Raw genomic sequence first — 19,857 nt, 5'->3', positions numbered from 1 at the left:
TTTTCATAGGTTTATTAAACAGAGATTACATTTATGTAAGATTCTATTTTTTTACTCTATTTCATGATAAAATTATTTTTCGTATTGATCTTCGACTTGAAAGGTGAAAAACATACATGAAGACTCGAAATGACTATAGACAACGGATGAGAAGAAGGAAGAGATTCTTTCGTATATTTCTCGTATTATCTTTTTTAGGGGCAAGTATTGTCACGGCCTATTTTCTCTATCAATATCAAAGGGGGATTATGCAGGCAGGAAAGCCACAGGCGGCTTCTGAAGAAGTTCCCGAATTTAATGGAAAAAAAGATGAACATGGTAAAGTGAATGTACTATTGCTGGGATCTGATACAAGGGGTGAAGATAAGGCCCGTACAGATACCATCATGATCGCTCAGTACGATCCCGAAAAAGGGGATGCCAAATTGGTTTCATTGATGAGAGATATGTATGTCAACGTTCCGGAATACGGAATGTATAAACTGAATACCTCCTATTTCCTTGGTGGTCCCGAACTGCTCCGTCAGACGTTGAAAGAGAACTTTGACATCGATGTTCAATATTATGCGTTAATGGACTTTAAAGGATTCCAGAAAGTAGTCGATGTTCTGGCACCGAATGGAATTGAAATGAATGTTGAAAAAGCAATGTCTACGAATATAAATGTGAGCTTGGAACCCGGCTTACAGAAGTTAAACGGTAAGGAACTACTGGGTTATGCACGATTCAGACACGATGCAGAAGGAGACTTCGGTCGGGTGAAGCGCCAGCAGGAAGTCATCAATGCGTTGAAGGAAGAGATGCTGTCGTTAAACGGTGTTTCAAAGATCCCTAAACTCATGGGGACGGTTTCACCTTATATCGAAACGAATATCGGAGCCATGGATCGAATCAGTCTTGCAAAGGAATTCGTCCTGAATCCCGCGGATAAGATTGAAACGATGAGAGTGCCAATCGACAATTCCTTTGAAAATGCCCGATATGAAGGCGCCGGTGCTGTATTAGAGGTAGACCTTGAAGCAAATACGGAAGCGTTAAAAGACTTTTTGAACGGTGAAGAACCTAAGTCGTACGCAGAATATGTAGAGGAAGAAACGTTGAGTGAAGATGGTGCCGCCGAAGATACCGGTAGCTACGGTGAAACCGGAGATAGCGGTGCTTATGAGGACTCGACCGGAATCGAGGAGTCGGGTGGTTACGAGGAATAGGATGATAGATTGAACCCACGGGGCGGATGCTACGTGGGTTTTTTTAGGTTTTTTTTGAGTGCGGGTATAGAAGTTGGGGGTTGTACCAGGTACAGGAGTGGTGAGTTGTACCAGGTACAAGACCTGTGAATTGTACCTGGTACAAAGGCCGTCAAATGTACCAGGTACAAAAACGGTGAGTTGTACCAGGTACAAGACCTGTGAATTGTACCCGGTACAAAGGCCGTCAAATGTACCTGGTACAAAAACGATAAGTTGTACCAGGCACAAAAAAGGTGAATTGTGCCAGTCACAAAAGCCACAAATAGTGCCAGGCACCCACCGTCATCCATTCACACTTCACACAAAAAAACCCCCTCAATCACTGAGGAGATTTCTTCACGCGACGCATAATAAGCCGACGAATTCCATTGATATCAAGTGCTACGACTACAGCCCCGTAGGCCGCAATACCGACAACGATTTGTACGATGAAGCCGGTGATCCCGCCGATCCCGAGTGCCGGCCATACGCAGAGGGCCATGATGCCCGTTGCAATGAAGATTTTACCCACTTCCTTGAATGGAAAGGTGAGGGGGAAGATTTTCTTCCCGATCAAAGCACTCAATAGGACGGATACAACGTATGAAATAATGGTTGCATAGGCAGATCCGAATATTCCGTACTTTGGGATGAGCAGCAGATTCAGGGCTACATTGAGAAGGGCTGCTGCTAACACCGGCCAGATTTGAAGCTTCGTATTTTTACCAAGCTGGAAGGCAAGGTCGAAGTAGTACATTTTAAATCCCTGGATAAAGATCGCCAGAGAAATCAGTGAAAAGATGACTGCTGCTTTGCCTTGATACGATTCCCCTAGGAAAATATCTGTAAAGGATTGGCTCAATAGGATCATGCCGGTCGTGGCCGGAACGGATACAAGCAATAGCAGGGACGTATTTTCATTCAACTGCTTCTGACATTCCTTGATGCCGCCTGTTTCAAGCGCCTTCACCACCAACGGATAGGCGGCAAGGTTAATGATCATCATCAGCAGGAACAGAATTTGTTTGGCAAGGTCGTAAGAAACGGCATAAATACCGACCGATGCTGTATCCATTAACCAACCGATCAAATAACGGTCCGTATTCAGGATGATTGCTTCCATTGAAAGAGCAGCGATGAACGGAACGGAATACTTCACGACTTCCTTGATCATATCCCGGTCGATCATTTTGATCGAAACCAAATGCATATACTTCGGAATGAAGAAGATGAGGGATAAGAAAATCCCGATGATCAGTCCAAGGACGATCCCTTCCGCACCGAATCCGAAGAACTTGATTAAAATGACGGCAACGATCAGTGACAGTACCACTTTTAAAGCGGTGACCACACCGAACAGTTTCGATGAAAGCTCTGAACGTAAGTATTCTGTGAACAGGTCGAACATGCTTTGCATCGTCAGCAATCCGATCCCCAGGAACCAGAGCAGGGCCATGGAATGGAAAGGTGTATAGACAATGAATGCGCCTGTACCAAGGAAAATCGTCAAGATTGTCATGGAGATGAAAGTCGCTGTGATCGAGCTGATGAACATCGCTTTCTGGTTGCCTTCGTACTTAGGGTTATAGCGGAGCAATCCTAAGCGGAGCCAGTGGAATAATGTCGTATTCACAAAGGTGACCGCTGCGATCACCAGGGCATATTCCCCGTATTCACTTGGTGAGAGAAGACGGGTATAAAGGGCGATTGCCACAAAGTTGATGATTCCCGGTACACCTTTTGACAGAAAATAAATGAATGTATGCTTAAACATGAAAATCCCTCTCTGAACGTACGAATTTTAACTGGTGGATTAACAAAATTGTGATAGATTTTACAAATAAATTCAATTTATGCGCTTTTTATATTATGATAAGAAGTATCAAATCAATTAGTATATTATATCACAAACGATATTGTTGAATATATTTCTTTTGTTGTGCTGTTTTGACAACAGTATGAAACAAATGATCCGGCAAGACAGATAGACAGTAGTAAAAAAGAGAGTGTGGTACCCGAGTTATGAAAGTTTTATTATTAGCACCAGCGAATAATGTGCATACAAAGAAGTGGCTTGATTACTATAATTCGATTGGTATCGAGGTCATGAATATTAGTTTAGAGAACCACAAAGACTCTACCGAAACAATCCCATGGGAGAATGTAAGCAGAGTCTATTTAAATTTGAAATTGAATCATAAGATTTCCTATTTATTTACGGTATCGAGACTAAAGAAGATCATCCGGAAATGGCAGCCGGATCTGATTCATTCTCATTATGCCTCAAGCTATGGGCTGATCGGTGCACTTGCAGGCTTCAATCCATACATTTTGTCCGTCTGGGGTTCGGATATATATGATTTTCCCAATAAGAATATGATGAATCGGATCATTCTTCAATATGCATTGAAAAAGGCGGACTATATTTGTTCCACGAGTCCTGCCCTGGAGCTTGAAACGAAAAAGTATATCGATGAAAATAAGCCCTTATCCATCACGCCTTTTGGGGTGAATATTGACCAATTCAAGCCGAATCCGGAAGAGAAGGTGGAAGGTCAATTCAGGATCGGAATTGCTAAAGGGATGGAACCGAAGTACGGGATTGAGTATCTCCTGAAAGGCTTTAAGCTCTTTTTGGATGAACTGGGTCCGGAACGCCAATACGTTCGCCTGCAATTGGCCGGGGACGGACCTTATTTTGCAAAATACAGGAAATTGGCAGATGAGCTGGAGATCGTTGGGAACGTAGACTTCTTGGGTAGGATTGCTCATGAAGATGTACCTGGATTTATCTCATCACTGCAAATCTTCGTCATTTCTTCTTTAATTGAAAGCTTTGGTGTTTCGGCCGTAGAGGCGCAAGCATGCGGGGTTCCGGTTGTCGCCACGAATGTGGGAGGGCTTCCGGAAGTAGTACTGGACGGAAAGACTGGGTATTTGATCCCGGCAAAGGATCCACAAGCCTTGGCGGAAAAATTACTATTTTTATATAAGGATTCTTCTGAACGGGAAAAATTAGGTAGAAACGGCAGGGAACATGTTCTCCATCATTATGATTGGGAAGAGAATTCGAAACGAATGATAGACCTTTATAATAAGATAGTAAAAAAAGAGAAATAAGATTCTATGTAACTACAAATTTAGTAGACACTCATGCGTCCTGTATACCAGGAGAATGAGTGTCTTTTTTACTAATATGTAAAACTTTGCGAAAACATGTAAAAAGTATGTCATATGTTGCCGATAGTAATGGTAGAATAAAGGAAAATTTTAATATTATGGAGGAGAATGCAGAAATATGAAGAAAAAGATTGCGATGCTTGTTGTTACAATGGCGATGGTTCTTGTCGTTCCTATGCTGGCATCAGCAGAGAAGAATGTCGTCATTGACCCAGGTCACGGAGGTTGGGATTCAGGAACATCAGGATTTTCTGGGAATTCAACTGGTTTTTATGAAAAGCATGCCAATCTGGCAATCTCGGAGAAGTTAAGAGATAAGTTGAAAGCTGCGGGGTTTAATGTATTTATGACTCGCACGGACAATACGAACTATTTGAGTCTAGAGGAACGTACAAATCTAGCCAATACATTTGCCAAGGGGAAAAATGATCAGACCGTATTCGTCTCCGTCCATCACAATGCGGCACCTACCAATCCGTATGTAAGTGGATTCGAATCGTATCATTATGATAATAAATATGCTTGGGAAGCGGCATATCCACCGGATCCCATTCAAGTGGCCTATGGAAGCGAGTCTAGAAGATTGGCAGAGACGGTCCACCCAAGTACTGTGAAATCAATCGGTACTTCCGATAAGGGAATGAGGAATAATCAGGCATTCTATGTGATCCGTAATACGCAAATGCCTTCTCTTTTATTGGAAATGGGCTATATGTCCAATCCGAACGAAGAAGGACTGATCAAAACATGGTCATTCCAGAATAATGCCGCTGAAGGAATCAAAAATGGAATCATTTCTTTCTTCAAAGTGTTCGAAGTCTACAATGCAGACGGAAAACGCCTGAAGATTTATGACACTCAGAATGAAGCCATAGAATATTCAAAAAACCAAACAAATACATATGTATTTGACAAATATCAGCAGAAGAAAGTGTATGAGAATTTGAATGAATACGGTGTCTATCAGAAAGGGAAGGAAAAGCTTAAAACTTACCCGATTAAAGAAGACGCCTTAAAATATGCCGGAACGCTTGCAAATACCAGAGTAGTAGATGAACACACTGAAAAGATCCTCTGGTCAAATTATTTACCCAAAAAGTACAGTGTTCAAACAAAAGATGGAAAAAGCTTATGGTCGTATTATGACTTGAAGAGTGCAATCGATTACGCAAAATGGAAAGCGACGCCTCTTAAAGTGGTGGATATCGATTCTAAAGGAGTCATCTGGTCAAGTATCAGCGGAGTGTCGATTAATCGCTTCATCAACGATACAAACTTAATCGGCCTCGATCGAATCGAGACGTCCATCAAGGTGTCCAAGGATCTTTATCCAAGCGGATTCTCAAGCTCAAAAGCGAAGAAAGCCGTCGTATTGGCAACAGCCTTTGATTTCGCAGATGCACTGTCTGTAGGGCCACTCGCAGCACAATTGGATAATGCCCCAATTCTATTAACGGAAAAAGGCTATCTGCCATCCGAAGTAGAGAAAGAGCTTGCAAGATTGAATGCTGACGAAGTATTCATGATTGGTGGTAAAGGGGCCGTTTCGAATGCGGTTCAGGATCGATTAGCAAAGCTTGGACTGAAGGTTACCCGATTCGGCGGAGCCGACCGTTATGAAACAAACCTGCTCATTAATAAACAGCTGACGAATGTGAAAGGTGTATTCGCAGCATCCGGTAAGAACTACGCGGATGCCCTGGGAGCGGCACCGATTGCATCAGCGAATCAGTGGGCGATTGTATTAACAGGGAAGGACAGCATCAATTCTTCCGCCCTTTCCTACTTAAAAGGAAAACAAGTGAAGGTACTGGGTGGAGGGAACGCGATTTCTTCAACCGTTGAACAGTCGATCAAGAAATATTCATCCAACGTGGAAAGACTTTCAGGAGTCGACCGGTATAAAACCCTTGCCAGAGTGCTGACTGAATTCAAATCGGTCATGGGATCAGATAAATTCATCGTTTCGACTGGAACGAATTATCCTGATGCCCTGACAGCTTCTGCCCTTTCCGTTAAAACAAAAGCACCGATCATCTTAGTCGGAGGTTCATTGGAAGGTCGACTTGAGGATTTCATTCTTGAATACCAGCCGTCCGGTGAAGTGAAAGAAGTCATCAAAGTCGGCGGTAAGGTTGACGATTCCATCATTGAAAAAATGAAAAGTGTCTTGTATTAAGGAGGACAACCATGTCTAACAGTCGTAAAAATATCTTTCTGACGTCACTACTCATCTTGTCTATGACTGTTTTTTCTGCTTGCAGCGCTTCCTCACCAAGTGAGAAAGCGGAGAAGAAGGAGCCTGAGAATACAAGTGTAGAAAAAGAAACACCGTCTGAAGAAGACGCTTCAGTAAATGAAGGAACCGTGAAGGCTCCTGCCGAGCAGGAAGAGAGCAGTGAAGCGGAAAAAGGAAATACAGATTCAGAAGAGCCGGCAGCAGAAGAAGATCAGGATTCTTCCTCTGAAAAAGAAGAAGTGAACCTGCTGCTCCAGCAGTTGAAACCTGAAAAGAATATGATCAAGACCTTTGAAAATAAAGATTTCAGCTTGACAGAGACGATCGTGGATCACAACGATACACATGTTCAACGTGTATTCAAAGTAGGAGAAATGGTCACTCTTCAAATCCTTAAATGGGATCAGGATGCCATTCAAGTGGTGTATGAAGAAAGTAGCCCGAAGGATCCGAAAGAAAGCAAGCTAAGTAATTTCAAACCAAATAAAGAAATGCAGCCTATGGCAGATATCAGTCGAAAAGGTAAAGGGGATACCCCTCAGTGGGAAATCATCAGCGAGAGTGAAACGCTGGAAGTACCATATGATACCTTTGAAAATGTCGTCGTTGTCCGCAACACGGTGAAAGCCGGAAACAAGGACACCATCAACACCCTCTACTATGCTCCGAAAATCGGCATGATCAAGGAAGTATATGAAGAAACCGGTGAAAATGGTAAGAAAATAGAATCCGTCTTGAAAAAAGTAGAAGCTCTTTAATTCTTGGAGGTGTCCTTAACCGGGACACCTTCCCTAATACATATCGCAAGGAGGAAAACTCTTGAAGAAAGCACTATCCATGTTGTTTCTTTCCACGGCACTGGTCGCAGCCCCTCTAAGCACTCAGGCAGCAGGACAGCCAATCGAGGTTAAACTGCAAAACTATATCGGAAGCAAGACCGCACTTCCCTTTACAACAAATGGTGACTATCAGGTTAAGGGAACGTCCATTTTCATCCAGCCTGGTGCCTCTTATACCATGAAGGTGGAGTCAGGGGATTTATCTCTTTATAAAGGTAGTTCTTTAGTGAAAAGGTTCAGTGGCAATGTGACCATCATTCCGACAATCACAGAATCGATGGACCGTGCCATGACGATCAAAGGAAATTCACAGAAGCAATACTTAGGCGAAGTGGAATTTACCGTTGAATCCGGTAAATACGTCCGCCCTGTCAACCATATTAATCTCGAAGACTACTTAAAAGGGGTCGTACCGGCTGAAATGCCATCTTCGTGGGGAGCAAACGGCGGATTGGATGCCCTGAAAGCACAGGCCGTTGCAGCAAGGACCTTCGTACTGAAAAAAGGAAACTGGTCCATCTATGATGGTCAAAGCGATCAAGTGTATAAAGGATACGATTGGGATTCCCATACGACAAAGGCCGTTAATGAAACACAGGGAGAAGTCCTGAAGAACGGCGATAAGTATGCGGAAGCATTCTATTCCTCTTCTAATGGTGGAAGAGTATTTTCAAATAAAAATGTGTGGGGATCGGCATTGGTTCCTTACCTGCAAACCAAAAAGGACATCTATGATGCCAAGATCTCTCCACACGGCGATTGGAAGGTCGCTCTTTCCAAAGAGCAGTTTGACAATAGCGAACTGGATCTCAAGAAACCCGAATCATGGTGGACAGATGTAAAGGAAAAAGATCAAACCATCATCTCTAACATGAAAAAGTGGCTGAAAAGTAAAAAGATGATCGATGAAAAACACGACATCAAAATTGTGGAAATCAAGGATATGTCTTTTGATATCCCGGATGAGTCCTTCACGTCAACAGATGTGTTAAGAGGCAAAGTATCATTCACGTATTATGAAAAAACCGACAATGGTTTCTTGAAAAATGAAGACGAGACTATCAAACTCCAAACTAAAACAGTGGAAGATACTTCATACAATATTCGTTTCATGCTTGGGACTTCCATCATGAAGAGCCCGTATGTAAAAAGCCTGGATAAAAAGGATGGGTCCTACACCATCAATGGCGGCGGTTTCGGTCACGGAATCGGTATGAGCCAATACGGGGCCTACCAGATGTCGAAAGAAGGTAACAACTTCAGAACGATCCTGGGTTATTACTACCCGACTACCAGTGTGAATAGAGAAATTGACTTAGGTGACTACTCCCACGAACTTGAAGGGATCGACCGTTATGAAACAAGCGTAAGCGTTTCTGAATATGGTTGGGAAAATCGATCAAAGGCCGTTGTCATCGGACGCGGGGATTTATCGATTGATGCATTGACGGGAAGTGTCCTTGCGAAGAAGCTGGATTCTCCGTTATTGCTGACTACGTCCAAAACACTTCCGGACACGGTCCTGAATGAAATCAAACGCCTTCAGCCTGAAAAGGTCTACTTACTGGGTGGAAGCAATGCCATCGGGGCAAATGTGGAAACACAGCTAAAAGGTCTATCTTTTATCAACGAGGGGGACATTACCCGCATCAGCGGAAAAGAGCGTTATGAGACAGCAGTCAAAGTGGCAGACGAAATAAAGAACAAAGATGAGGTCTTTGTTGTAACGAAAGACGAGAAATCTCCGGATGCCCTGTCGATCGCTTCATATGCCAGCATGATGCAGATTCCGATCCTGTACACAACGAAAGATACCCTGCATGAAAGTGTAGAAGCATATATGAAGGAAAATGCGATCAAGAACGTAACCATCATCGGTGGACAATCAGCCGTCTCAACCGGTGTGGAGCGTGAACTGGCTAACCTGGCGCCAAATGTCACGCGGGTGTACGGCCTGGATCGTTACCAGACAAGCTTGACGATTGCAGAGAAATACAGCGATCAATTTGAAGAAAAGACCTTATTCTTTGCTCGCGGTGACGTCTTCATTGATGCCCTGCCAGCATCTGCACTTGCAGCAGCCATGAAATCCCCACTCGTCCTGACGCGTAAAGATGCGCTACCGGATCATGTAGGGGACTGGCTCGATAAACGTACCGTTCTCGCCGACACGTACTTCCTCGGAGGTAACGGAGCGATAAACGAAACCGTTCGACGCGACATCCAACAAGCATTTGCTGAGTGATTTGTTTCATTTTTAGTCGGAAAAACCGCCATTCTACGGGATGGCGGTTTTTTTGTGAGTGGAAATTGGATAGTGGGGATGGATGGGGGTCCTAAAGTGGCGGATCTGGCGAAATCATGCGTGTTTTTTAACCTTTCGAAGCGGTATGGAGGATAATCGTGCGGGAATAGAGTTTTTCAAGCGTGCTCCTGATTAATCATCGAAATTCTAATTAATTATGCCACCGTGTCGAAAATTCTTTACCCCTCTCTACCACTATGCTCTTCCTGCTCCAAACACCCCTTTTCAAGAACTTTCTTTACCCGAATCCCATCATCTATAGCACCCCAATCCAAATAAAATGGAACACTATCCCATAATTATGACTATAAAACATGTTTGTAACACATATTTAACATATGGGAATGTATGAATATCTGTCCTTTTTACAGTGTTTCCAACGCCGAGACAGCCTTAGGGACGCATGGAACAAAGCATTTTCAAATGACCGGTTTTCATGTATAATTTTTTATTGTTGTTCAATTATCAATACTTAACAGGGTGCGTCCCTTTTACTATAAGAATTGCTGACATGAAAGAGACGATAGTCCTCACAGGGAAGGAGTTTGTAATGAAGAAACAGTTTGCTGCTCTAATAATGTTGACCACGATCCTGATCAGTGGATGCGGGGATCAACCATTGAAATTCAGAAACCTATTGGAAGCCGATCAATATATCCGCAATAATATTGAAAATACTGATTGGAATACCTTTAAGCATATGCTGAGTCCGGATAATACAGTGACCGAAACGGACTTTAATTACCTCAAAGAGAAACTTACTTCTCAGCACAAGAGTTATTTTCACACCGAAGCCGTCAATAAATTCTATCGTTTCAATAAGCAGAATGAGCTGGTATATATGACAGAGTGGGAGAAGAAAGACGGAATTCTCCTTTTGAAAGATATAGATTATATTCAATAAACTAAAAAGACAATGAGGAGTTTAGTATGAATTTTTCCACACTCATGAACAAGTATGAGCCGAGGCTGAAGCAGATCATCTTGATTTTAGTGGCCGGATATTTGTTCTTCGCGCAGTTCTCTACTCAAGCAAAATACATTAAGCTGCTACCTGTACCGGTTCCGGCGGTATTGACATTGGGAGTCGGGGGATTATTATTTCTCTACTACTTGCTCAATCGAAAAAAATTAACGCAAACCTCTGAGTTTGATAAGTATTTGAAACGCTTCCTGATCCTGTTCCTGATTTCTTTGGGACTGGCCGTACTATCAGCTTTTTATACGGCTACCGTGTTAAATAGTGTAGAATATATGAACTATCTGAAAAGCTCCATGATCACGCGGATCGCCTACTATATCAGCTTTTTCATGTTTGTCTATTTCGGTTACCGACTGCTCGTCAATGAACCGAAGGATAGTAAGAGCATTATCAAAGTCTATCCGCTGTCGATCACTCTTCTAGTGGCGGTGGCATTTTGGCAGCTGGCTTATTTCATATTTAATATTCCATTCCTGAATTTGGACACTCGGTCTTTCGTTCACAGCGTGGAAGGGGTAACCCTGTTCGATTTCAGGATTACGTCCTTCACTAATGAACCGAGTTATATGGGACCATTCCTGATCGACCTGATCATTCTCGGTTATCTGGTGGTGAAGCGTAAATGGGTCTATGCAGTCGCGTTGCTTCTGCCGACTCTTTTCATCCTGGCTTTCACTTTCTCAGTGAGTGCTTACTTTAACCTTGTCCTTGTCATCGGATTCTTAATGGTCTATCTCATGTTCCACCCAAGATTTCCGAAAAAGATTCTCTGGATGATTCCACTTGTCGGCATCATCGGAATCGCAGGTCTATATCTTGTGAATCCGGATTTACTGGCCAAATTCTTCTCACCTATTTGGGGAAGAAGGGATAATCTGTTCGATCCGACACAATCAAGCCGGATCTATATGTATGTTATGCCTTTCAAATGGTTGTTCGATCATTCCATCGTTTCAGGATTGTTCGGATATGGCCCGGGAGCATATGAGTTCCTGGCCGGAACGAAGATTGTCCCACATACTCAGATGAGCCTGGCGATATCCGCCAATAATATGTTCATCGATGTTTTATTCGAACAAGGTGTGGTAGGACTTCTACTTTTACTCGCAGGTCTTTTATCCATCGCCGTTTTCCTTTTAAAGAACGGGATGAAAAATATGTACTACTTCATTGCATTGACGGAGTACTTTCACCTGATGGTCACATCCTTATACAGAGCCGATTACGTGACACCAAGGTTCTGGGCAGTCCTATTAGTCATCGCCGTGCTGGTGAAACTCGGTGAAATGAAACACAAAGATAAGCAAAATGTAACGGAGTGATACAATTGAGTTCATATAAAATCTTTCTATCATATTTGATCTTTGTGGTTCTTTTGTTCGGCATTGTCGTTGGCGTGAAAACAAAAGAGGTGCAAAAAAGTGAATATAAATCGGTCGGAAATGAATATTCACTCCTGAACTTTGGCTTGGGGGAACGGTATCAGGAAGTGTCCAAGGTAATGAAAGATCCCGACTCCAAGGATGACATACTGGATGATGCCAAACAGAAGCTCCGTGTCCATTTTACCAGCGGCGAAGCGGACTATTTGATTACATCCAATAAAAAATTCAAGATCGAAAAGACGATAAACGTAGGAGATGATCTTGAAAAAGTCATCGAAAACCATCTGGATCTGGACCTTTTTGAATACAAAGCAGAAGAAACGGATGAACAGTCCTATGTCTATATGATCGTGGATGAACAAAGCGTCGTATTTGAAGTGAAAGAAGGGGAAATCTCGAAAATCCTGCTCGCTCAAGAGGAAATCCCGGTTGTCGAACTGATCGGTGCCCTTAATGAAGACCTGGCAACGGATGAATTTCTCGAGATGACCGATGAGGAGCTTCTGGATGACTCCAAAAAGCTCAGCTTCCGGATCGACTACGAGAAAAACAATCGGAAAGTACTTTCTGATGAGTTCCAGCAATATCTCGATGCAGGTCTTTTACCGGAAACCCCTCTGCCAATCGGGTATTCAGAAAAGAACCTATTCGGTAAATACGGCGAACCCGTATACATCTTCGAAGGCAAAGGCGATGTCGAATTCTTCTATTATTACAAACAGTTCAACGCATTTGTAGGATATAACGAAGATAAACGACTCATCGAAATTAAGTTCCCGGTCAATATCCCAGCAGACGAATTTGAAAAGATCCACGGTGATCTTGAAAATGACATGGATCTCGGTGATAACGAACTGAAGCTAACCGAGGAAAATGGTACAATTACGGAAATCATCTTAAAAGAGAAGTGATGGAAAAGGTGCAGCCTGAATGGCTGCACCTTTTTTCGCGCTATTTACGCATAGATAAACAATCCGACCCAACCACAAAAAAGAAGCAGACACCTCTACCAAGCATCTGCTTCCTTTTAACAATGCAATTCTTATTTCTTCTCATACCTGAAAATCTCTCTGAAAGCTTTGCTGTAATAACCGAATGGCTCTTCCAGATGACGATATTTCTTCAACGTGAATAGAGTCAGCAGCACAACGGCTGTCGGCGTATTGTACATTCTCTTAAACAGAGGTCCTTTCCCGATGAAGGATTTTTCATATAAGCGGGTCTGCATGTCAGGTTTCTCGTGGTTCACGACTACCTTTGGGAAATAGCTGATAGACTTGTTATGCCGTGCTAGATCAAACAAGAAAATGTTTTCTTCCCCTGAAGGATAAATCGCGCCCAATCCGAACTTCTCGTCGAATTGAATGAGAGAGCGTTCGATGTTCGCCGTTTGGATGAAAATCTCAATAGAAGATTTCTTTAACAGCTTACCGGTTGTAACCTGTTTCTGCTCTTCTTCGTCATATTCTTTGTAATAAACATTTTTGATCGGGTCATAGATTTGAAAGCAGGCCACATCGGTTTCGAGGTTCTCGTGAAAATAATCCACCACCACTTGGAATGAATCATCATTATACCAGCAGTCGTCATCAGAGAACGTCAGAATGCTTCCCTTGGCATGCTCTATGCCAACGTTGCGAGCGAGTGATAAGCCTTTGCGATCTATTTCAATATGATTGTATTTAAAGTTAACATCTTTTAAAACGGATGTAATATAATTGTGATTGTCTTGTGATACAATAATGACTTCGAAGTCTTTATATGCTTGATTATTAAGACTTTCAAACAATCGTTTCAATTCCTCTGGTTTCGTTCCAAGAGTTGGTACGATTACACTAATCATTTTCTTCATCCTCACATCTGAAATTACTCGCTATATTATAGCACAATAAACCTGTGAGATTAAGAAATCAATAACATATGGTATAATACTCGTGAAATTTAATGATTTTGGCTCATTAAGAGCGTAAATGGGCCGCATTCTGCAAACACTATTTAAAAGACTTCGAAACAGTAGAATAAGAACAATTGATTTATACAAAACTAAGAGGTGAGTTCTTTGAGAGTGAAAAAAGCGATTATCCCGGCAGCGGGGTTGGGAACACGATTCCTGCCGGCAACAAAGGCACAGCCGAAAGAAATGTTACCAATTGTAGACAAACCTACAATCCAATATATTATTGAAGAAGCCGTCAACTCAGGGATTGAAGATATCCTGATCGTTACAGGCCGCGGAAAACGCGCCATCGAGGACCACTTTGATAAATCGTTGGAACTTGAAGAAATGCTTGCGATGAAAGAGAAATATGATGAGCTCGAGGAGATCAAGCAAATCTCTCATCTTGCAGACATTCACTATATCCGCCAAAAAGAACCAAAAGGACTCGGACATGCGATCTGGTGTGCGAGAAAGTTCATCGGCAACGATCCTTTCGCTGTCTTACTTGGAGATGACATCGTGGTTTCCAAGAAACCTTGTCTAAAACAATTGATTGATGAATTCGAAGAGAAGGAATCGAGCATCATCGGTGTACAGGAAGTTCCGGACGAGGACGTATCCAAGTATGGGGTCATTGACGTAGAAGACCCGACCAACGATGGTCCGCTTTTCAAAGTCAAAGGACTTGTTGAAAAACCGAAACTGGAAGATGCCCCTTCGAACATGGCCATCATGGGACGTTATGTACTGACACCGGATGTCCTGGATATTCTAGGGAACCTGGAGCCTGGTCAAGGTAACGAAATTCAATTGACGGACGCCCTTCAAAAATTAAACGAGCAGCAAAATGTTTACGGGTATTCTTTTGATGGTAAAAGATATGATATTGGAAACAAATACGGCTTTGTTCAAGCAACAGTTGAGTTTGCTCTAATGAGAGATGACCTCAAAGGTCCATTAAAAGATTGGTTAAAAGACATCATTTCAGAATGAACAAGGAGAAATTAAGATGAATATATGTGTAATTGGTACAGGTTATGTAGGACTTGTTTCGGGTGTTTGCTTCAGTGACGCCGGGAACAAAGTGACTTGTTTGGATATAGACGCCCAAAAGGTTGAAAACCTGAAAAATGGGATCATTCCCATCTACGAGCCGGGCTTAACGGAATTAGTGGAGAAGAACATCAATGAAGGTCGTTTATCCTTCACGACGGATTATGCCGAGGGGATGAATGACGCGGATCTTGTCATCATCGCAGTCGGTACGCCGCCTAAAGAAAACGGTGAGGCGAACCTGCAGTATATCGAAGCGGCTGCCCGCTCGATTGCCGAACACCTGAACGATTACAAAGTGATTGTCACGAAGAGCACAGTGCCGGTCGGGACAGGTGCCATGATTAAAGGTGTCATCAAAGAGGTAGTCGGACATGACGAATTCGATGTTGCATCAAACCCTGAGTTCCTTCGCGAAGGTTCGGCGATTCACGATACGGTGAACATGGAAAGAGCGGTCATCGGTGTGGAATCAGAGAAAGCGGAAGCGATCCTGAAGGAATTACATGCACCGTTCACCAAGAATATCGTCGTGACGAATATTGAAACATCTGAAATGATCAAATACGCGTCCAATGCATTCCTCGCAACGAAAATCAGCTTCATCAACGAAGTGGCGAACGTGTGCGAACTTGTAGGTGCGGACGTAACGAAAGTGGCAGAGGGAATGGGATATGATCCACGGATCGGTCCACAGTTCCTGAACGCCGGCATCGGCTATGGAGGTTCGTGCTTCCCTAAAGATACAAGCGCCCTTGTGAAGATTGCCGATCAAGTAGGATACGACTTCAAGATCGTGAAAGATGTAGAAGCAGTGAACGGGCTTCAACGCTTCAAAGTGGTCGACAAGCTGGTGGAAGCCTTCAAAGGTGATTTGAAAGACAAGAAGATTGCCGTCCTCGGTCTTGCGTTTAAACCAAATACAGATGATATGAGGGACGCACCTTCTGTCGACGTCATTCCTAAGCTGCAAGAGCTCGGGGCGGATATACTCGCCTACGACCGTATTGCAGAAAAGAATGCAAAGACATTGATTCCAAATCTTCGTACGGGTGATGACTTATATGAAGTCATCCAGAATTCAGATGCGATCCTGATCCTGACGGAGTGGGATGAAGTGAGAGAGCTCGACCTTGAGAAAGTGTCAACACTTGTTGAAAGCAAAGTGATCGTGGATGGTCGTAACATCTTCGACCCAGCCCATATGGAAGAGAACGGATTCTATTATGCATCCATCGGCAGAAAAACCGTCACATCATAATAACAAAGGTGGATCCTTTACAGGGGTCCACCTTCAATCGGTATGAGAGGAAGTCATGATATGATACTAGAAATAATCTTTTGGCTGTTGATCGTTCTTTCAGTTTATATCTATGCCGGTTATCCGATTCTCTTGAAACTCATAAGTGGAGTGGTAAAGAAGGAACGAATGACGGAAACAGGCTATGAACCAAAGGTAACGCTCTTTATCGCAGCATACAACGAAGAGAAAGTCATCGCTGAAAAAGTTCAAAACTCTGTGGAGCTTGATTATCCACAGGACAAGCTTGAAATCATCGTCGTGTCAGACGATTCATCAGACAGAACGAACGACATCGTCAATGAGTTCGTGTTGAAATATCCGAACGTGAAATTGAATGTCGTGAAAGGCCGGAAAGGGAAGACGGCAGCCCTTAACAAGTCCGTCCCTCTTGCAACAGGTGAGGTCCTCGTATTCTCGGATGCGAACTCCCTTTACCAAAAGGACGCCGTCCATCATTTAGTGAAGCACTTTAAAGACGAGGAAATCGGCGGTGTTTGCGGAGAACTTCGCTTGACGAACCCAACCAATTCATCAATCGGAGAATCAGAAGGCGCTTACTGGAAGTATGAAAAGCTCCTTAAAATGCTTGAGACAGCAACGGGTACGACCATCGTAGCGAATGGTTCCATCTATGCCCTGCGCAAAGAACTATTTAAAGAAATGAATCCAAACGTCGGGGATGATATGCAAAACCCATTGATCATCATCGGCCAGCAAAAGCGATTCGTCTATGAGCCCAATGCGATTACGATGGAAGAAACGTCACCAAAGTCTTCAGAAGAATTTGGCCGGAAGGTACGGATCGTCACACGAAGCTTCACTGGCATTATGAGCTACAAAAATGTCCTGAATCCGTTCAAGAATTTCGATTTCTTCTATAAATACATGTCACATAAATTCCTGAGATGGTTAGTCCCATATTATATGATTGCAATCTTCATCATCAATCTATTCTTGCTAGATCAACCGTTGTATCAAGTCATGTTCGGTTTACAGTTATTATTTTATATCCTCGCATTGCTAGGAAAAGTGACGAGCAATAAGATTACCTATATTCCATATTACTTCTGCCTGGTGAACTACGCAGCCCTCCTCGGTACCTTGAGAGCGATCTCAGGTAAGAGGCAGGCCACTTGGACACCAACTAGTAGATAATGGGAATAAAACCCGATTTGAGTCGACTCAAATCGGGTTTTTTCTGTTTGAACATGTCAGATAATACAAAGAATTGTCATTTCTTTGCTTTATAAGTAGGAGGAATAGTGTTAAAATTTTATTACAATTATGTAAACGGGGTAATAAAATTATGAATCTAGTAAACAAGCTAAAACAAGGATTTCGATCCATATGGCAGGACAAACTTTTATTGATTTCTGCGATTGGACTGTCCATTAAAGTCGTTTTATTTTATTTATTTTTGGGCAAAGGGTTATTCGAAGTAAAGAGCTTATTCGTCACCCTGCCAGGAACCATCCTGATGCTATTCTCTTTTGTGTTCCTATTTAAAACGTGGTCAAGGAAATCAGTGATCATCCTCATCAATATAGTGGCGACGTTCCTGCTGCTGGCTCAAATGTGGTATATCCGCTACTTTGGAACACCGCTGTCATTCTTTGCTGTCCTGCAAACATCGAATCTTTCAGGACTGGGACCGAGCATACGGGAGCTTATGAACGGACTGGATATCCTATTCATCGTCGATATCATCCTCCTTTTCGTATTTGTGAAAAAAAAATCATTCTCCATCCCGAAGATACACTGGAGAACATTCATCATCGTCTTCCTGGCAGGGTTCTTTATTCTTGCCGTCAAGCCAATGAAGAATCACTACATCGATGGAGCTCCATTTGCACAAATCTTCAAGATTTATGATCGATATGATTACATGATGAAATTCAATCCACTTCAATACAGTGCACTGGATCTGTACTTGTTCTATAAAAATAACCGGTATATGAATTTAAGTGACGAAGAAAGACAGCTGTTGGAAGATTGGTACAAAAAGAAAGATCAGTTCCGAAAAGAAGATAAGGATCTACATCCGGAATATAAGGGGATTGCAGAAGGCAAGAACCTGATCCTGATCCAAGCAGAATCCCTGGAAAACTGGGTGATCGGACAGAAGATCAACGGCAAGGAAATCACACCGAATCTGAATCGCCTCCTGGAGCACAGCATCTATGCTTCAAACTTCTACCCTCAAACAAAAGGGGGCAGAAGCTCGGATGCCGAATTCATCTTGAACACATCCATGCTTCCTGTAGCAGAAGGAAGTACCTTCTTCAGGTATCCAACAAATGATTACACGACCCTTCCAGGCCTTTTGAAGGAAAAAGGATATTCCACATTGGCCTTTCATGGTGACGAAGGAACCTACTGGAACCGAAGAGAAGCGTATCCCCATATCGGGATCGATAAATATTATGACATAGAGGATCTCGAAGAAGGGGAACACATCGGCATGGGTCTGAGCGATGTGGAATTCTTCCGACAATCCGTCGACATCTTAAGCAAAAAAGAAGATCCGTTTTACGGTCTGATGATCACCCTGACAAGTCACACGCCGTTCATTCTGCCGGACACGTATAGAGAACTGGAATTTGAATCTCAATATAGCGAAACGTCCGCAGCAAATTACCTGCAAACCATCCATTACCTGGATATGGCGATTGGCAAGATGATGGCTGACCTGGAAGAGCGGGGCATGATGGACGAAACCATCGTAGCGATTTACGGGGATCACGCTGGATTCGAAAACAGCTACAAAGATAAAATGATGAAGGAAAATCCGAAAGTCGAGGGAATCGATGAATTGGGAAGAGTACCGTTCATCATTTACAATCCTGATTTTGAGAAACTTGAAATCACGAAAGCCGTAGGTCAGGTCGACATGTACCCGACTTTAGCTTACATGCTTGGAATCCCTGAAGAAAAATATGACCAGTCGATCACAGGCCGAAACATCCTGACGACTAAAGAAAGTTTCGCCGTGATCCCGCTGGAAAACAAAATCATCATGCAAAACGAAGCCGATCAGGCACACGCAGAGTTTGAATTACGTGCACAAAAAGTATCTGATCTGGTCATCCGCAGTAACTTCTTTGAAGAAGAAGAGGAATAAAAGAGTGAACGCCTGTCTCCTTGGGGATGGGCGTTTTTTCTTTGAAAGGTTTTCATCGAAGCAGGTGGTTAAAAACGATATATCGTTAAAAAGCCTTCTAATGCCTACTCCTGCGATTTAAGTATAGACAAAGACATTGTTACCTTCCGCATCCAAAGTGACGCGATTTCAAGCGTTTCCTGTCGAATAGGACACAACCCGTGCTAATCAACTTTCAAATCATAAAAAAAGAAAACCTTGGATAACCATCCAAGGTTTTCTAGTAAACTAGTATTTCTGATA

At 42.8% G+C, this 19,857-nt stretch carries 14 protein-coding genes; 12 read left to right on the top strand and 2 right to left on the bottom strand.

What is annotated here, in order from left to right; all coding sequences use genetic code 11:
- The first annotated feature begins 116 nt into the window (after positions 1–116).
- Complete coding sequence (locus AC0VXY_RS20575; protein WP_475526376.1) at positions 117–1,208, top strand: LCP family protein; 1,092 nt, start codon at positions 117–119, stop codon at positions 1,206–1,208.
- A gap of 361 nt (positions 1,209–1,569) precedes the next feature.
- Here AC0VXY_RS20575 and AC0VXY_RS20570 read toward each other — a convergent pair whose 3' ends face one another.
- On the bottom strand, positions 1,570–3,003 hold the full coding sequence (locus AC0VXY_RS20570; RefSeq protein WP_475526375.1) for an oligosaccharide flippase family protein: 1,434 nt from the start codon (positions 3,001–3,003) through the stop codon (positions 1,570–1,572).
- A 248-nt stretch (positions 3,004–3,251) separates the two neighbouring features.
- Here AC0VXY_RS20570 and AC0VXY_RS20565 point away from each other — a divergent pair, with 248 nt between their 5' ends.
- The 7 genes from AC0VXY_RS20565 to AC0VXY_RS20535 all read left to right on the top strand — a co-directional run bounded on the left by AC0VXY_RS20565 (position 3,252) and on the right by AC0VXY_RS20535 (position 13,070).
- Complete coding sequence (locus tag AC0VXY_RS20565) at positions 3,252–4,349, top strand: glycosyltransferase (protein ID WP_475526374.1); 1,098 nt, start codon at positions 3,252–3,254, stop codon at positions 4,347–4,349.
- 178 nt (positions 4,350–4,527) lie between these two features.
- A complete protein-coding gene (locus AC0VXY_RS20560) occupies positions 4,528–6,588 on the top strand; it encodes a cell wall-binding repeat-containing protein (RefSeq protein ID WP_475526373.1) in 2,061 nt (686 codons plus the stop codon).
- Positions 6,589–6,599: 11 nt separating this feature from the next.
- Positions 6,600–7,406 (top strand): hypothetical protein, encoded by an 807-nt coding sequence (locus tag AC0VXY_RS20555; RefSeq protein ID WP_475526372.1) that lies wholly within the window; start codon positions 6,600–6,602, stop codon positions 7,404–7,406.
- Between the two features lie 61 nt (positions 7,407–7,467).
- A complete protein-coding gene (locus tag AC0VXY_RS20550) occupies positions 7,468–9,732 on the top strand; it encodes a SpoIID/LytB domain-containing protein (protein WP_475526371.1) in 2,265 nt (754 codons plus the stop codon).
- A gap of 610 nt (positions 9,733–10,342) precedes the next feature.
- A complete protein-coding gene (locus tag AC0VXY_RS20545; protein ID WP_475526370.1) occupies positions 10,343–10,696 on the top strand; it encodes a hypothetical protein in 354 nt (117 codons plus the stop codon).
- A gap of 26 nt (positions 10,697–10,722) precedes the next feature.
- Positions 10,723–12,096, top strand: coding sequence for an O-antigen ligase family protein (locus AC0VXY_RS20540; protein ID WP_475526369.1), 1,374 nt, complete (start codon positions 10,723–10,725; stop codon positions 12,094–12,096).
- 5 nt (positions 12,097–12,101) lie between these two features.
- The gene (locus AC0VXY_RS20535) at positions 12,102–13,070 is read left to right on the top strand and encodes a hypothetical protein (protein WP_475526368.1); all 969 of its coding nucleotides are present in this window, start codon (positions 12,102–12,104) and stop codon (positions 13,068–13,070) included.
- A 131-nt stretch (positions 13,071–13,201) separates the two neighbouring features.
- Here the strand turns inward: AC0VXY_RS20535 and AC0VXY_RS20530 are convergent, their stop codons facing one another.
- Positions 13,202–14,002, bottom strand: coding sequence for a glycosyltransferase family 2 protein (locus AC0VXY_RS20530; protein WP_475526367.1), 801 nt, complete (start codon positions 14,000–14,002; stop codon positions 13,202–13,204).
- A gap of 216 nt (positions 14,003–14,218) precedes the next feature.
- Between AC0VXY_RS20530 and galU the strand changes: the two genes are divergently transcribed.
- The 4 genes from galU to AC0VXY_RS20510 all read left to right on the top strand — a co-directional run bounded on the left by galU (position 14,219) and on the right by AC0VXY_RS20510 (position 19,575).
- Positions 14,219–15,091, top strand: coding sequence for a UTP--glucose-1-phosphate uridylyltransferase GalU (gene galU / locus AC0VXY_RS20525; protein WP_475526366.1), 873 nt, complete (start codon positions 14,219–14,221; stop codon positions 15,089–15,091).
- Between the two features lie 16 nt (positions 15,092–15,107).
- Positions 15,108–16,412 (top strand): UDP-glucose dehydrogenase family protein, encoded by a 1,305-nt coding sequence (locus tag AC0VXY_RS20520; RefSeq protein ID WP_475526365.1) that lies wholly within the window; start codon positions 15,108–15,110, stop codon positions 16,410–16,412.
- Positions 16,413–16,472: 60 nt separating this feature from the next.
- Positions 16,473–17,609, top strand: coding sequence for a glycosyltransferase family 2 protein (locus tag AC0VXY_RS20515; RefSeq protein ID WP_475526364.1), 1,137 nt, complete (start codon positions 16,473–16,475; stop codon positions 17,607–17,609).
- Between the two features lie 151 nt (positions 17,610–17,760).
- On the top strand, positions 17,761–19,575 hold the full coding sequence (locus AC0VXY_RS20510; protein ID WP_475526363.1) for an LTA synthase family protein: 1,815 nt from the start codon (positions 17,761–17,763) through the stop codon (positions 19,573–19,575).
- Positions 19,576–19,857: the final 282 nt, after the last annotated feature.

The sequence above is a fragment of the Rossellomorea sp. QJM3NY_18 genome (assembly GCF_056173145.1).
This window is presented reverse-complemented; position numbering and strand designations above follow the sequence as displayed.